The 12,811-nt window shown below is 72.0% G+C and carries 12 protein-coding genes; 4 read left to right on the top strand and 8 right to left on the bottom strand.

Annotation, left to right across the window (positions count from 1 at the left end):
• Positions 1 to 36: 36 nt before the first annotated feature.
• Positions 37 to 966 carry a DMT family transporter gene (locus AXK60_RS12345; RefSeq protein WP_068571399.1) on the bottom strand — a complete coding sequence of 310 codons (930 nt, stop codon included), beginning with the start codon at positions 964 to 966 and terminating at the stop codon, positions 37 to 39.
• Here AXK60_RS12345 and AXK60_RS12350 point away from each other — a divergent pair.
• Positions 965 to 2,377: an aminotransferase-like domain-containing protein gene (locus tag AXK60_RS12350; protein WP_068571400.1), complete on the top strand. Its 1,413-nt coding sequence runs from the start codon at positions 965 to 967 to the stop codon at positions 2,375 to 2,377. The genes AXK60_RS12345 and AXK60_RS12350 overlap by 2 nt on opposite strands.
• Here the strand turns inward: AXK60_RS12350 and AXK60_RS12355 are convergent.
• The 3 genes from AXK60_RS12355 to AXK60_RS12365 form a co-directional block, all read right to left on the bottom strand.
• Positions 2,361 to 3,527, bottom strand: coding sequence for a globin domain-containing protein (locus tag AXK60_RS12355; protein WP_068571401.1), 1,167 nt, complete (start codon positions 3,525 to 3,527; stop codon positions 2,361 to 2,363). The two genes, AXK60_RS12350 and AXK60_RS12355, sit on opposite strands and share 17 nt — an antisense overlap.
• 96 nt (positions 3,528 to 3,623) lie before the next feature.
• The gene (locus tag AXK60_RS12360; RefSeq protein WP_068571402.1) at positions 3,624 to 4,430 is read right to left on the bottom strand and encodes an SDR family oxidoreductase; all 807 of its coding nucleotides are present in this window, start codon (positions 4,428 to 4,430) and stop codon (positions 3,624 to 3,626) included.
• The gene (locus tag AXK60_RS12365) at positions 4,423 to 6,141 is read right to left on the bottom strand and encodes an FAD-binding dehydrogenase (protein WP_068571403.1); all 1,719 of its coding nucleotides are present in this window, start codon (positions 6,139 to 6,141) and stop codon (positions 4,423 to 4,425) included. The genes AXK60_RS12360 and AXK60_RS12365 overlap by 8 nt, the downstream gene beginning before the upstream one ends.
• A gap of 93 nt (positions 6,142 to 6,234) precedes the next feature.
• Between AXK60_RS12365 and AXK60_RS12370 the strand changes: the two genes are divergently transcribed.
• Complete coding sequence (locus tag AXK60_RS12370) at positions 6,235 to 6,819, top strand: TetR/AcrR family transcriptional regulator (RefSeq protein ID WP_068571404.1); 585 nt, start codon at positions 6,235 to 6,237, stop codon at positions 6,817 to 6,819.
• Here the strand turns inward: AXK60_RS12370 and AXK60_RS12375 are convergent.
• Positions 6,775 to 8,049 carry an MFS transporter gene (locus AXK60_RS12375; protein ID WP_068571405.1) on the bottom strand — a complete coding sequence of 425 codons (1,275 nt, stop codon included), beginning with the start codon at positions 8,047 to 8,049 and terminating at the stop codon, positions 6,775 to 6,777. The genes AXK60_RS12370 and AXK60_RS12375 overlap by 45 nt on opposite strands.
• Positions 8,050 to 8,120: 71 nt before the next feature.
• On the opposite strand from AXK60_RS12375, the gene AXK60_RS12380 reads away from it, so the two are divergent.
• A complete protein-coding gene (locus AXK60_RS12380) occupies positions 8,121 to 9,305 on the top strand; it encodes a winged helix DNA-binding domain-containing protein (protein ID WP_068571406.1) in 1,185 nt (394 codons plus the stop codon).
• Positions 9,306 to 9,404: 99 nt separating this feature from the next.
• On the opposite strand, the gene AXK60_RS12385 is transcribed toward AXK60_RS12380, so the two are convergent.
• Positions 9,405 to 10,298 (bottom strand): LysR family transcriptional regulator, encoded by an 894-nt coding sequence (locus tag AXK60_RS12385; RefSeq protein ID WP_068571407.1) that lies wholly within the window; start codon positions 10,296 to 10,298, stop codon positions 9,405 to 9,407.
• A 22-nt stretch (positions 10,299 to 10,320) separates the two neighbouring features.
• Positions 10,321 to 11,043, bottom strand: coding sequence for an SDR family oxidoreductase (locus tag AXK60_RS12390; protein WP_068571408.1), 723 nt, complete (start codon positions 11,041 to 11,043; stop codon positions 10,321 to 10,323).
• A gap of 137 nt (positions 11,044 to 11,180) precedes the next feature.
• On the opposite strand from AXK60_RS12390, the gene AXK60_RS12395 reads away from it, so the two are divergent.
• Entirely contained in the window at positions 11,181 to 12,176 is a 996-nt protein-coding gene (locus AXK60_RS12395) for an EamA family transporter (protein ID WP_068571534.1), read from the top strand.
• On the opposite strand, the gene AXK60_RS25820 is transcribed toward AXK60_RS12395, so the two are convergent.
• A complete protein-coding gene (locus AXK60_RS25820) occupies positions 12,063 to 12,809 on the bottom strand; it encodes a class I SAM-dependent methyltransferase (protein ID WP_139057910.1) in 747 nt (248 codons plus the stop codon). The two genes, AXK60_RS12395 and AXK60_RS25820, sit on opposite strands and share 114 nt — an antisense overlap.
• Between the last annotated feature and the right edge of the window lie 2 nt (positions 12,810 to 12,811).

Genomic DNA, 12,811 nt, shown 5'->3' on the forward strand with positions numbered 1-12,811 from the left:
TCGCGAGGCGAGCGGGGATTTCTGCGGGGAGACGCCTCAGCGACCGGATCTGGTGCGGACCGCGAGGGCGGCGGAGGCGATCACGGCAAGGCCGCCGAGCACCGTCGACCACCCGACGGACTCGCCGAGCAACACAGCGGCCCAGGCGATCCCGAACACGGGCTGGACCAGCTGCACCTGGCTGACGGTGGCCATCGGTCCGATCGCGAGGCCGCGGTACCAGGCGAAGAAGCCCAGGAACATGCTCACCACGCCGAGGTAGGCGAAGGCCCACCAGCCGGATGCCGTGCCACTCACCCCACCTCGGGTACTGAGGGCCGTGAGCACCAGCATCACCGGCGCGGCCACCACGAGTGCCCACGAGATCGTCTGCCACGCGCCGAGTTCCCGCGAGAGCAGTCCACCCTCCGCGTAACCGATCGCCGCGGCGACCACCGCGCCGAACAGCAGGAGATCCGAGGCGCGCAGGGTGCCGAGGCCGCCGCCCTGCAGGACGGCGAAGACCACCGCGCACACCGCGCCGACCGCCGCGGCGCCCCAGAACGCGGGACGCGGCCGTTCTCCTACCCGCCACACGGCGGCCACAGCGGTCGCGGCGGGCAGCAGGGCGATCACGACGGCACCGTGCGAGGCGGAAGCCGTGGTCAACGCGAAGGAGGTCAGCACGGGGAAACCGATCACCACGCCGAGCGCGACGACGCCGACGCGGACCCACTGTCGGCCGCGCGGAAGCGCCTGCCGGGTGGCGAACAGCGCAATCGCTGCCAGCGCTGCGGCCACGACGGCACGGCCGGCGCCGACGAAGAGCGGCGGGAGGCCGCCGCCGGCGACCGCGACGCGGGTGAAGGGCACGGTGAAGGAGAAGGCGAGCACCCCCAGGAGTCCCCACAGCAGCCCCGATCTCACGATCGGCGACCCCGGTATCACTGGTCGACGTTGGACAGTAGCGCTATCATGCTGGTTCATGTCTGACGATAGCAGTGGGGCACGTCTGACGACAGCCCTCCGATCCTGGATCGCCGCGGCTCCACCCGGCGCCAAGCTCCCGTCCACTCGGGCGCTCGTGGCCGAGTACCGCGTCAGCCCCGTCACGGTGCAGCAGGCGCTGCGCTCGCTCACCGCACTCGGTGTCATCGAGACACGGACGGGTGTCGGTACTTTCGTGCGCACAGAGCGCGCCGCGCGGCCCGTCGACCTGGGCTGGCAGACCGCCGCCCTGGGCGCTTCGGGGCGCCGCACACCAGTCGCGCCCACCGCCCTGCAGCCGTCCGACGGGGACGCCATCGGCCTGCACTCCGGGTACCCCGCGCGGGAGCTGCTACCGGAACGCCTGGTCCGGCCTGCCCTCGCCCGCGCTGCGCGGAGCGAGGCGCTGATGGGACGACCGCCCGTCGCCGGGCTCCCCGAGCTGCGATCCTGGTTCGCCGCCGAACTCGCCGCGCAGACGCCGGCCGGGACCGGCCCCGTCGGCGCCCGCGACGTGGTGGTCACGCCCGGCAGCCAGGGCGCCCTGCTCGCCGCCTTCCGGGCGCTGGTGGGCGCCGGGCGGCCGCTGGTGATGGAGTCACCCACCTACTGGGGCGCGATCCTCGCCGCGGAACAGGCTGGGGTCGAGGTGTTCCCGGTACCGAGCGGACCGTCGGGCCCGGATCCGGACGTCGTGCGGCGCATCCTCGCCGAGACCGGGGCGCGCGCCTTCTACGCGCAGCCGGCGTTCGCGAGTCCGACGGGTGCCGTGTGGGATCCGGACCGTGCGGGGCGGATCCTCGCCGCGGTACGCGACGCCGGCGCGTTCCTCATCGAGGACGACTACGCGCGGGACTTCGGCATCGACGCCGCGCCGGTCCCCCTCGCGACGCGGGACGACTCCGGACACGTGGTGTACGTCAGGTCCCTGAGCAAGAGCGTCGCGCCCGCGGTGCGCGTGGCGGCGATCATCGCGCGCGGCCCGGCCCGGGACCGGATCCTCGCCGACACCCAGGCGGACGCGATGTACGTCAGCGGCGTCCTCCAGGCGGTGGCACTCGATGTGGTCACGCAGCCGGCCTGGCGGACGCACCTGCGGCGGCTGGGACGGCAGCTCGGCGACCGTCGAGACCTGTTGCTGCGCAGCCTCCGCGCGCACGCGCCCGATGTCGCCGTGGACGCAGTACCGCGCGGCGGCCTCGCGCTGTGGGCGCGCCTGCCCGACGAGGTCGACCTCGGCACCGTCGTCGAACGGTGCCGCCGCGACGGCCTGATCGTGGGTCCCGGTGACGAGTGGTTCCCCGCGGAGCCCACGGGGAACCACCTCCGTCTCGCCTACGCCGGACCGCAGCCCGAGCGCTTTCCGGAGGGGTCTCGCATCCTGCAGAACGCGCTCACACCGACGGCGTGAACGCCTCGAACCACACGCGCTCCCGCGGGAGACCGGCGACCTCGAGCTGATCGGCCGTCCCCGACATGAAGGGCAGCGGTCCGCACAGGTACGCGTTCGCATCGCCCGGGATCTCCATCCCGGACAGGTCGATGCGGCCGCGGGACTCCCCCTCCTCCAACGGATAGCCGTCCGGGAGATCGTCGTACCACGTGTGCAGCTCGGCACCCGGGATCCGCGCGACCAGCTCCGCGAGCTCGGTGCGGTGCGCGTGCGTAGCGCGGGTGCGGTCGGCATGCGCGACGACGACTCGCCGGCCGCCCTCCTCCTCCGCGAGGTGGTAGAGCATGCCGAGCACCGGCGTGATGCCGATGCCCGCTGATGCCAGGACCAGGGGCGTCGTCGGATCGCTGTCCAACACGATGTCGCCGAAAGGCGGGGAGACCTGCAGCTCGACACCCTCGAACGCGTACTCGTGCAGGTACGACGACACTTCGCCGTCGCGCCGGACCCCGACCCGCCATCGGCCCTCTCCGGCGCCGGAGAGGCTGTACTGGCGGATCTGGCGGGCACCGTCGGGCAGGCGGACCGCGACCGAGACGTACTGCCCGGGGAGGAAGTCCGGGAGCGGAGCCCCGGACGGGTCCGCCAGGACGAAGGCGACGGTGCGCGGGGTCTCCTGCTGCCGCTCCGCGACGACGACGGTGCGCCATACGGATTCGGGCGTGATCGCGGCGGCTGCGTAGAGCCCCTTCTCGATGGCGATGAGTTCGTCGGCGAGCTGCCAGTACAGCGCGGTCCAGGCCTCGGCGACCGCCGGTGTGACGGCCGCCCCGAGCACCTCGCCGATCGCCGCGAACAGGTGCTCGTACACGACCGGGTACTGATCCGGCGCGACGCCCAGGGATGCGTGCTTGTTCGCGACGCGCTCGAGCATCGTCCGCGCGGAGACCTCGTCGTCCACGACGGCCGTGGCGTACATGGCGATCGACGCGGCGAGCGAGCGCTGCTGCGCGCCCACCGCCTGGTTGCCCCGGTTGAACAGGTCGCGCTCCAACGCGGGATGCGCGGCGAACAGGCGGCGGTAGAAGTTCGGCGTGATCTCGTCGATCGCGCCGCCGACGGCGGGCAGAGTCTCGCGGATGACGATGATCTGGGGTTCGGTGAGCATGGGGCATCTGTCCTCGGGCTGACGGGAAGGGCTACTACGACGTTATGTAGTAGTAGCCCGTCGCCGCCAGGGACGGATGTCCCGCAGCTCCGGGACCTACCGCTTGAGGCCGTGCCGCCGCGCCACGATGCTGGACACCACCTCGACCGGGACGAGCCTCTTGAGCAGGAAGACCAGCGGCGCATTGCTTCCCACCGCGTAGAACTCGCGCGGCTTGTCGGCCTCGATCGCCTTCACTATGACCTCCGCCACTTCCGCCGGCGTGATCCCCGAGCGCTCGTTCGCGTCGAGGTTCTCGATCATCGTGTCGAAGTCGGCGCGGTACACGGAATCGTCGGCCACGTACTTGGTGCGGCGCTCGCCGATCCCGGTGGCGATCGAGCCGGGTTCGACGGTGGACACCCACACGCCGAACGGCGACAGCTCCTGCCGCGCCGCCGAGGCGAAGCCCTTGAGGGCCGCCTTCGCGGCGACGTACGAGCCGCGGTACGCGAGCGGGAAACTCGCGAGCATCGACCCGACCATGATCACCCGGCCGTGGCGCCCCTCACGCATTGCGGGCAGCAGGCGCTGGGTGAGCTGCACGGCACCGAAGACGTTGGTCTGGAACAGCCGGTCCACGGCGTCGGCGGGCAGCTCCTCGAGCGGCCCCGACTGGCTCTCACCCGCGTTGTTCACGACGACATCGACGGCGCCGGCCGCGGCGGCGCACTCCGCGATCGACGCGCGATCGGCGAGGTCCAGCGCCAGGTACTCGACTCCGGGGATCCGCTTGTCGGCGGGGATCGTCTCCGGGTTCCGGCTGGTGCCGAGCACCCGGTATCCCTTCTGCGCGAGCAACTTCGCCGTCTCGTATCCGATGCCCGACGATGCCCCCGTCACCAGTGCCGTCCGCTCAGTCATGTCCGTTCCCCGTTCGTCCGCCGGTGGCGGCCGCTGCTGCGCGGCCCGCCGTCATCCCCGAGAATATGCACCCGCCGAGGAACGTGCCCTCGAGAGCGTTGTAGCCGTGCACCCCGCCGCCACCGAACCCCGCGACCTCGCCCGCGGCGTACAGGCCGGGGACGGGGGCACCGTCGGCCCCGAGGACGCGCGCCTTCAGATCCGTCTCGAGTCCGCCCAGGGTCTTACGGGAGAGGATGTTCAGGCGGACGGCGATGAGCGGCCCGTGCGCCGGATCGAGGATCCGGTGCGGCTTGGCGACCCGCACCACCTTGTCTCCCAGGTAGTTCCGCGCGTTGTGCATCGCCTGCAGCTGGGCGTCCTTGCTGAAGGAGTTGGCGACCTCGCGGTCGCGCGCCTCGATCTGCCGGCGGAGGTGGTCGAGGTCGACGTGCCCGCCGCGGCCCAGGCCGTTCATGCCCTCGACCAGTTCCTCGAGGGTGTCGGCCACGACGAAGTCCTCGCCGTGCTGCTTGAAGGCCTCGACGGGGCCGGGCGCGCCCTTCGACTTCACCCGGCCCAGAGCCAGTTTCAGGTCCTTCTCGGTGATGTCCGGGTTCTGCTCGGAGCCCGACAGTGCGAACTCCTTCTCGATGATCGACTCGGTGAGGACGAACCACGAGTAGTCGTAGCCGGTCTCGAGGATCGCCTTCATCGTCGAATTGGTGTCGAAGCCGGGGAAGTTCGGGGCGGCGAAGCGGTTGCCGTTCGCGTCGAACCACAGCGACGACGGCCCGGGAATGATGCGGATCGCGTGGTTCGGCCAGATCGGGTCCCAGTTGTGGATGCCCTCGGTGTAGGCCCACACCCGATCGCGATTGACGATGTTCGCTCCCGCTTCCTCGGAGATCGCCAGCATGCGGCCGTCGACGTGCGCCGGCACGCCCGCGATCATGTGCTCCGGGAAGGGGCCGAGCCGCTCCGTCGGCCAGTACTGCCGCATGAGCTCGAAATTGTGGCCGATGCCACCGGAGGTGACGAGCACCGTCGGGGCGCGGAACGCGAACTCCCCGACTGCTTCCCGACCGCTGGCGACGCCGCGATCGAGGTCGGAGGGTTCGAGGACGGCGCCGCTGACGCCCACGATCGCGCCGTCGTCGCTTCGCTCCAGTTCGTCGACGCGGTGTCGGAAGGCGAAGCGCACCAGGCCCTGCCGCTCCGCTCGCTCGACCGGCTCGCGGAACACGCGCACGACCTCGGGCCCCGTCCCCCAGGTGAGATGGAAACGCGGGACGGAGTTGCCGTGTCCGTCGGCCGCGCCGCCGCCGCGCTCCGCCCAGCCCACCACGGGTGTGAAGCCGAGCCCGAGACCCCGCAGGTAGTCGCGCTTGCGGTGCGTCGCGAACTCGACGTAGGCGCGGGCCCACTGCCTGGGCCAATGGTCCTCATCGTCGCGGTCGAAGCCCGCGGACCCCGTCCAGTCCTGCCACGCCAACTCGAAGGAGTCCTTGATGCCCAGGCGCCGCTGCTCGGGCGAATCGACCAGGAACAACCCGCCGAGGCTCCAGAAGGCCTGACCTCCCAGGTTGTTCCGGTTCTCCTGGTCGAGGATCAGGACCCGACGGCCGACCCGGGACAGCTCGTACGCCGCGACGAGGCCGGCGAGGCCCGCCCCCACCACGATCGCGTCGGGCGCGAAGCCGTTCGGACCCGTCGACGATTCCTCGGTCATGCGTCCACCTCTCGATGCCCATAACTGGACTGGCTGTTCTACTTATCGCTAGCATGGCACGCATCACATCCCGCGTCAACGAGAGGACGAGCGATGGCCAAGGGCGAGCAGACCCGCGCCCGCAGCGTGGAGCGGTTCCTCGACGCGGGCCTGGACGTGTTCGCCGAGCGCGGCTATCACGCTGCGTCGATGGACGAGATCTGCCGCCGCGCCGACCTGTCCCGCGGCGCCTTCTACTCGAACTTCTCCGGCAAGGAGGCGCTGTTCCTCGCCCTCTTCGACCGGCACACCGAGCGGCAGGTCGGACGCGTCGCCGCCGTGATCGACGGGGCCGGGTCGCTGGACGACGCGATCGCGGCCGCTGCTCTCGCCGCCGCGCCCGACGATCCCGAGGAGCGCCGCTGGGGACTGCTCTCCACCGAGTTCACCATCTTCGCCGCCCGCGACGAGGCCGCCGCGGCACGGCTCACCGAGCGCGATCGCGCGGTCCGGGAGCGTCTGGCGGGATCGCTCCGCAGGTTCGTCCCCGCCGACGACGCGGCGTCGCTGGCTCGCTTCGCCATCGCGCTCTACGAGGGCGCGCAGCTCACCCACCTGGTCGACGGTGACTCGGCCGCGGCCCGGGAGTTGCTCCTACGCTTCCTGCCCGCCGGGCTGCACACCGTCGCCGAGCGCTGACGGAGCCCCGACCGTGCGATCGCCTCCGGCGAACACTCCGCACAGCAGCAGCGGTATCAGGAGCACCAGGAGGCTGATCAGCGGCAGGTTCCAGTTCCCGTGCACGCCGTGCAGCACGCCCATGAGCATCGGGCCCCACGCGGCGAGCAGGTACCCGACCGTCTGCGACATCGCCGACAGCGAGACCGCTTCGGCCGTGGTCGCTGCGCGCAGGTTCATCATCGTCACCGCCAGGGAGATCATCGCGCCCAGGCCGAAGCCGACGAAGACGTTCGCGATCCAGGCCCCGATTCCGTTCCCGAAGGCGAGGACGCCGAGTACGCCGATCCCCTGCAGCGCCACGGCCGCCACCGCGACGATCCGCTGCTCCCGGCGCCGGGCCGCCCACTGCGGGAAGGTCAGCGCGGTCAGCACGCTGAGCAGCCCGCCGATGGCGAGCATCGCCCCGGCGGTCTCCGCGGACAGTCCGCGGTCGCGGTAGATCGTGGGGATCCAACCGATCAGGGCGTAAGCCTGCAGCGACTGCAGGCCCATGAAGCCGGTGACGGCCCATGCGACCGGGCTGCGGAGCACCGTCCGGACGGCACCCGGCGCGTCGGCACCGTCGGCCTCGGGAATGTTCCGGCGGAACCGGAGGTACCGCACCGTCACCACGGCGAGCAGCAGGACCGCGACCAGCGCGGGGACCGCCCAGAGTGCCAGCGCTCCCCGCCAGCTGCCGCCGAGCGCGGTGGCGCCGGGCACCGTCAGGGCGGAGGCGAACCCGGTGGAGACGCAGACCATCGCGGTGAACAGGCCCGTCATGAGACCGATCCGGTGCGGGAAGAAGATCCGTACGAGGACGGGACCGAGCACGTTGCCCACCGCGATCCCCGCGCCGGCCAGCATCGTCCCGCCGAGAAGCACGGGCCAGCTCGGCAGGATCCGGAGCGCGCTGCCGACGGCGATCATCGCGAGCGCCACCGCCGCCACCAGCGGAGCGGTGTACCGGCGGGCCAGGCGGGGCGTCGCGGCCGAGAAGAGGCCGAGGCAGAGGACGGGGCCGGTGGTGAGCAGCGCGACCTCCGCGCCGTTCAATCCGTAGGCATCGCGGATCTCGGAGAGCACAGCGGACGAGCTGCCGAAGATCAGCCGCAGGCAGACCCCCATCACGATGAGAGCGACCGCGCAGGTCAGGGCACCGACCGCTCGCAGCGCGGCGGGGGATGAGGACTCCTCACGGACGGTCACCCCTCGAATCATGGGATGTATTCGGCTCGGGGTCAATTCTCGGGACCCGTCGGCGCGCTACCGTGACGGAGGTGGCCGCCCTCCCGAACGACCGCATCATCGGATACCGCCTCCGCGCCCACGGGCTCGTCGAGCGGGCGGATCCGGACGCCCTCCCGACGGCGGCCGGGCGGTGCGGAATCCAGGACAGCCCGCCCGGATCCGCGCTCCTCGCGCTGCACGCCCGGGTCACCGGAGTCGCCCCCGGCACCCTCGACGCGCGCCTCGACGACCGCGCCCTGCTGCGTACGTGGTGCATGCGCGGCGCCCCGTTCGTCATCCCCGTCGACGGTGCCGCCGTCTTCACCGCCGGCGTCCTGCCGGGCACCGAAGCCGCCGTCCGGCACTTCCTTCTCGGGCTCGGTCCTGCGCTCGACGATCTCGGGATGTCCGCCGACGGTGCGGTCGCCGCCGTCGCGGTGCGCACGACCACCGTGCTGTCCGGTCGCAGGCTCGCGATCGGCCCGCTCGGGGCGGAGGTCGCCGAGGCGATGACGGCCGAGCTCAGCCCGGCACAGCGCTCGGTCTGGACCGCCGACGGGCCGTGGTCCGCCGGGCAGTCGCTCGGCGAGGGCGTGGTGCACTTCTGCCTGCGGATCCTCACTCTGCGCGGGCTCGTGTGCTTCGCGCCGCGGGAGGACGACACCGCACCGTTCGTCCTCGTCGAAGAGTGGCTGGGCCACCCCCTCCCGGGACCGGATGGAGACGATGCCCGCGCGGAGCTCGTCCGGCGGTACCTGCGCTGCTACGGGCCGTCGACGAAGGCCGACTTCGCCGCATGGCTCGGCGTCCGCGCCGGCGACGCCGGCCTGTGGTGGAACCTCGTCGAATCCGACCTCGAGCGCGTCGAGACGCAGGCGGGGCGCGCGTGGGTCCACGCGGACGACCTCGAATCCCTGCGGACCGCAGCGGATCCCGCCGGGACCCGCCTGCTCCCTCCCCGCGACCCCTACACCCGGGCCCGGGACCGCTCCGTGATCGTCGCGCCCGAGCACCACCGGGCTGTGTGGCGCACCGTCGGGGAGCCTGGCACGGTCCTGATCGATGGACGCATCGCCGGGACCTGGCGCCCGCGCAAACACGGGAAAAGGTTGACCCTCACCATCACTCCCTTCGCGCCGCTCTCGGCTCGAGCCCGCAGGGCCGTGACTCACGAGGCCGAACAGGTGGGCACGCTCCGCGGTGCCGCATCCACCGAGGTCGCTATCGACTCCTAGCGCCCGCGGAAATCTCCGGCCCCGTCAGATATCTCCGGACACACCGACTATTCGCGGGGCGAGCGAGGATATCTGCCGCGCGCGAACATTCCTGCCGCCTTACGGCTGGACCGCGGCGACCTCCTCGTCGAGGGCCCGCAGGACCGCGGCGACCGCGGGGCGGCGCTCGGCGCCGGGCCGGATCGCGACCTCGAGGATGCGGGCGGCGAGCACGCCGACGATCTCCAGCCCGCGGACGCCCGGATGGGTCACGGCATGCCGGGCGACGAGCGCCACGCCGAGATCGGCGGCGACCATCGCCTGGATGGTGTGGAAGTCGTTGATCCGCTGGACGACCCGCGGCTGCACGCCGGTAAGCGTGGCCAGCGAGCGGAGCACGTCGTCGACGGGGAAGCCGTCCCGCACGCTGATCCAGTCCAGGTCCGCCAGCTGCGTCGCGTCGACCCGGCCCGCGTCCGCCAGCGGATGTCCCAGGGGCACGACCAGGTCGATCGGCTCGCGCATGAGGACGCGAGAGGCGATGCGCGGACCGCCGAGCGGTGCGGCGCGCTCGTCCCGGTGCGCGACGACGATGTCCGCGTCGGCGAGCATCGCCGGGAGTTCCGTGCCCGGCAGGTCCGCGTCCGACGCGGTGACCCGCACGCCGGCGGCCCTCGTCCGGCGCAGCACACCCGGCAGCAGCAGCTCCGCCGCGGACGGGAACAGCGTCAGCCGGACCACACCGACCGGCGTCGAGCGGTAGCGGTCCATCTCGGCCCGGGCCCGATCGAGTTCGCCCAGCACCGATTCCGCGCGCACGACCAGCGCAAGCCCGGCGTCGGTGAGCCGCACGCGCCGGCCGTCGGGTTCGAGCAGATCCACCCCGGCCTCCCGGGCGAGCACCTTGAGCTGCTGCGACACCGCCGACGGGGTCATGTCCATCGCCCGCGCCGTCGCGGCTACCGTGCCGCGGTCGGCGAGCTCGCGCAGGATCCGCAGGCGGTGGACGTCCATGCGCAGTGAGCGTACGCGCGGCTCAGCGCAGGGCGTACCCGCCATCGACGTACAGCGTCGAGCCCGTGGTGTAGGTGTTCGTGAACAGATGGACGACCGCAGCGGCGATCTCGTCCTCGGTCCCCGGCCTGCCGAGCACCGCCTCGCGGCGGATGTGCGCGAACGCCGCGTCCCGAGCCTCGTCGGGCCGCCCCGCCCACAGGTTCCCGTCGACGGTGCCGGGCGCGATCGCGGTGACCCGCACCGGCGCCAGCTCCACGGCCAGGCCGCGGGCGAGCCCCTCGATCGCGGCGTTCGCGGCGACATAGGGCGCCGCCGGCCCCGCGGGCCGGACACTGGCGGCGCCGGAGACCAGAACGACTGCGGCATCGGCGCTGAACTTCGGCAGGGCGGCCTTCACCACGCGGTACTGGCCCCAGAACTTCGATTCGAACGGGCTCCGTGCGGCATCGGGGTCGAGATCCTTGAAGGAACCCACCGTGTAGGTGGCCGCGGTCGTCAGCAGTGCGTCGACCGTGTCGATGTCCGCGAAGAAGTCCTCCACGGACGCGGGATCCGCGGTGTCGACGGCCCGCGCCGTCGCGCCCGGTCCCAACTCGGCGACGGCACCGTCGAGCCGCTCCCGCGAGCGACCACCCAGGACGACCCGGGCACCGTCGGCGATCACGCGGCGGGCGACGGCGAGGCCGATCCCGCTGCCTCCCCCGATGAGGACGACGGTGCGATCGCGCAGTTCGAAGGTCATTCCGCGACGCTAACCGCAGCTCTGCACCGGCGGCAGACCTGCGCGCCGCATGATTCCAGGTTCATGTAGGTCGACTACATGGTTGATCAAGAAGTATTCGATTGTGCTTCCGCTCGCGCGCCGGAACAGTGGAGGTCATGAGCCCCCGTGACCGCCTCGTCGCCCTCACCGTCGTCGTGCTGTGGGGGCTCAACTTCCTCGCCATCCGCTACGGCCTGGACTACTTCCCGCCGTTGTTCCTCGGCGCCCTGCGCTTCCTGGTGCTCGCGGTCCCGGTACTGCTGTTCGTGCGGCCGCCGAAGGGCCCGGTGAAGTGGCTGCTCCTCTACGGAATCGGTTCGGGCACCTTCCAATTCGGGCTGCTGTTCACCGCGATGCACATCGGCATGCCGACCGGCCTGGCCTCGCTGGTCCTGCAGTCCTCGGCGCCGTTCACGGTGTTGCTCGGCGCGGTCCTGCTGCACGAGAAGCTGACCGTCCGGCAGGTCGCGGGTATCGGGATCGCCGTCGTCGGCATGTCCCTGATCATCCTGGACCGCGCCGACGCCGCGTCCGGGGTCGGCGTCCTCGGCGTCGCCCTTACCCTGCTAGGTGGTCTGAGCTGGGCGTTCGGCAACATCGGACAGCGACTCGCGGCACCGTCGGAGCCCTTCCGGTTCACCCTGTGGATGTCGGTCATCCCGCCCCTGCCCCTGCTGGCGCTCAGCGCCGCGATCGAGGGGCCCACCACGGGCTGGAAGGCCCTGGCCCACAGCTTCGACGGTGCCGAGGGCCGCCTCGCGCTCCTGGGCGTCGCCTACATCGCGATCATGAGCACCGTCGTCGGCTACGGACTGTGGGGCGCGCTGATGGCCCGCTACCCCGCCTCGACGGTGGCGCCGGCGACGCTCCTGGTTCCCGTCGTCGGCATCGCGGCGAGCGCGGCCGTGCTCGGCGAGCATCCGACGGCCCTCGCCCTGACCGGCGCGGCAATCGTCATCGCCGGCTGCCTGCTCGGGATGCTGCGCAAGCCCGCTCCACTACCGGGTGGCGATGAGGGCGGTCGTGCCGGCGGCGAGCTCGACGTCACGATCGCCGATGACCGCGGCGAGCGCGGCGCGCAGGGCGGACCGGCGGTCGTCCGGCAGCGTTGAGTGCGACGAATAGGTGAAGACGAGGTCGAGCCACCGCTCCTTGGGCTGCGTCTCGGTCCAGTCGTCCTCGCGCTCGGTCACGGCGAAGCCCGCGTCCTCGAACGTCCTCCTCAGCGCGGCCATCCGGAACATCTGGTCGTGCGGGGTCCCCGCGCCAGCGGCCTCGACGTTCACGTAGTCGCTGCTCGCGGCGCGGAGGTCGTCGTTGGGCGGTGACGTCGGGCGGAGCTTGTTCCACAGCAGGACCACGCGCCCGCCCGGGTTGAGCAGCTCCAGGAAGCGCGGGATCGCGCGGTCCGCGTCCACCCAGTGGAAGGACTGCCCGAACGTGATGAGGTCGAAGGTGCGGCCGCGGTCGTCCCACTCCTCGAAGGTCGCGACCTCGGCCGGCACGCCCGACGCCCGCGCGAGGGCGGCCATGGCACCGTCGGGCTCCACGGCCAGGACGTCCAGGCCCCGGTCCCGCAGCTGCCGGGCGAGGATCCCCGTCCCGGCGCCGACGTCCAGGGCCGAGCGGCCCGTCGCGATCGCGTCGAGGGTCACCTCGCTGTACCGGGGCCGGAGCCGGTCGTAGTCCGCCGCGATCGCCCCGAACGACAGTGCCCGCTGCCGGTCCTCGTGCAGTTCAGCCATGC

Origin of the sequence: Tsukamurella pseudospumae (assembly GCF_001575195.1) — a bacterium.
Taxonomy (GTDB): domain Bacteria; phylum Actinomycetota; class Actinomycetes; order Mycobacteriales; family Mycobacteriaceae; genus Tsukamurella; species Tsukamurella pseudospumae.

What these genes read in the sequence shown, in the direction of transcription:
- AXK60_RS12355 (WP_068571401.1), bottom strand. Translation starts at nt 3,527, where the DNA reads ATGCTCACCGAACCCCAGATCATCGTCATCCGCGAGACTCTGCCCGCC.
- AXK60_RS12350 (WP_068571400.1), top strand. Translation starts at nt 965, where the DNA reads ATGTCTGACGATAGCAGTGGGGCACGTCTGACGACAGCCCTCCGATCC.
- AXK60_RS12390 (WP_068571408.1), bottom strand. Translation starts at nt 11,043, where the DNA reads ATGACCTTCGAACTGCGCGATCGCACCGTCGTCCTCATCGGGGGAGGC.
- AXK60_RS12370 (WP_068571404.1), top strand. Translation starts at nt 6,235, where the DNA reads ATGGCCAAGGGCGAGCAGACCCGCGCCCGCAGCGTGGAGCGGTTCCTC.
- AXK60_RS12345 (WP_068571399.1), bottom strand. Translation starts at nt 966, where the DNA reads ATGAACCAGCATGATAGCGCTACTGTCCAACGTCGACCAGTGATACCG.
- AXK60_RS12360 (WP_068571402.1), bottom strand. Translation starts at nt 4,430, where the DNA reads ATGACTGAGCGGACGGCACTGGTGACGGGGGCATCGTCGGGCATCGGA.
- AXK60_RS12365 (WP_068571403.1), bottom strand. Translation starts at nt 6,141, where the DNA reads ATGACCGAGGAATCGTCGACGGGTCCGAACGGCTTCGCGCCCGACGCG.
- AXK60_RS12385 (WP_068571407.1), bottom strand. Translation starts at nt 10,298, where the DNA reads ATGGACGTCCACCGCCTGCGGATCCTGCGCGAGCTCGCCGACCGCGGC.
- AXK60_RS12395 (WP_068571534.1), top strand. Translation starts at nt 11,181, where the DNA reads ATGAGCCCCCGTGACCGCCTCGTCGCCCTCACCGTCGTCGTGCTGTGG.
- AXK60_RS25820 (WP_139057910.1), bottom strand. Translation starts at nt 12,809, where the DNA reads ATGGCTGAACTGCACGAGGACCGGCAGCGGGCACTGTCGTTCGGGGCG.